Source organism: Mycetohabitans sp. B8 (genome assembly GCF_021991875.1).
Taxonomy (GTDB): domain Bacteria; phylum Pseudomonadota; class Gammaproteobacteria; order Burkholderiales; family Burkholderiaceae; genus Mycetohabitans.
Genome location: NZ_JAHLKR010000063.1, coordinates 1 through 840 on the forward strand (window position 1 = coordinate 1; position 840 = coordinate 840).

2 protein-coding genes and 1 pseudogene are annotated in these 840 nt (G+C 60.8%); 1 reads left to right on the forward strand and 2 read right to left on the reverse strand.

The features are described 5' to 3' along the window. Nucleotides 1-88 precede the first annotated feature (88 nt). Nucleotides 89-418, reverse strand: coding sequence for a transposase (locus KQH60_RS14720; RefSeq protein WP_237577139.1), 330 nt, complete (start codon nt 416-418; stop codon nt 89-91). 30 nt (nt 419-448) lie between these two features. Then, nucleotides 449-712 carry a transposase family protein gene (locus KQH60_RS14725; RefSeq protein WP_237577140.1) on the reverse strand — a complete coding sequence of 88 codons (264 nt, stop codon included), beginning with the start codon at nt 710-712 and terminating at the stop codon, nt 449-451. Between the two features lie 27 nt (nt 713-739). Here KQH60_RS14725 and KQH60_RS14730 point away from each other — a divergent pair. Further along, nucleotides 740-840, forward strand: a pseudogene (locus KQH60_RS14730) (integrase core domain-containing protein); the annotation flags it as partial.

The window sequence follows — 840 nt, forward strand, 5'->3', positions numbered from 1 at the left end:
CTGGATGTGGACTTACAATCACGATCGCCCGAACATGGCCTTGGGCGGATTGACGCCAAAACAGCGGCTGGCCATGGCCGCATAGTTTCTACTTCTGAACCCCGTGGAAAACGGGGAGATTACCCCATCGGTCGGCCACTTGTATGGCTTGCGGCGCGCCACGGGTGATGCCTTCGGCGTCAATACCAGCGCGATCGCGTGACACGATGCGGATTGCGCGGTTTCCTGTTAGCCAATTCGCCACCGATGTCGCATCACGACTGGGCAACCGATCCAATGGGCGCCGTTGCTCGAGATCGACTAGTAGGGTGCCATAGCGATGACCGCGTTTGAATGCCCAGTCATCGACGCCCACTATGGTAGGGTTGGATGTCGTCGCGACGTGCTTTTGGCTGTTGCGTTTGCGCAAACGAAGCATCGTTTCACCGCTGATCGAAATGCCCAGCCGCTACGCCAGGCGCGCACCCGCGGCGCCACTGAGCGCCAAGCCCACATGCCACAGCAGCGTCTGTGCTCGGGCTGTGCGACGCTGCTGACGCGCAGTGAATGGCGCAAGGCATTGGGCGAATGTTCGCCGGCGACACAGTGCGTTATCGCAACGAAAGCGCCGCACATGGATTTCCAGTGTGACGCGATGGCCGCTACACGGCAGGTCCTCAACGCGTCGTCGGTACCATCCGTGTATCCGGGAGCTTGTCGCTCCACACGCCATGCAATGCGCAACGAGCCCTTTAGGTTCATCGCCGCGTGGCGCCAGGACTACAACGAGCAACGGCCGCACAGCGCACTGAATTACCTTTCGCCCGCAGCGTTTGCGGCGAAACATCGGGCAACAGCGGA

Excerpts from the sequence above, each read along its gene's own strand:
- KQH60_RS14720 (WP_237577139.1), bottom strand. The coding sequence starts at position 418 with ATGCTTCGTTTGCGCAAACGCAACAGCCAAAAGCACGTCGCGACGACA.
- KQH60_RS14725 (WP_237577140.1), bottom strand. The coding sequence starts at position 712 with ATGGCGTGTGGAGCGACAAGCTCCCGGATACACGGATGGTACCGACGA.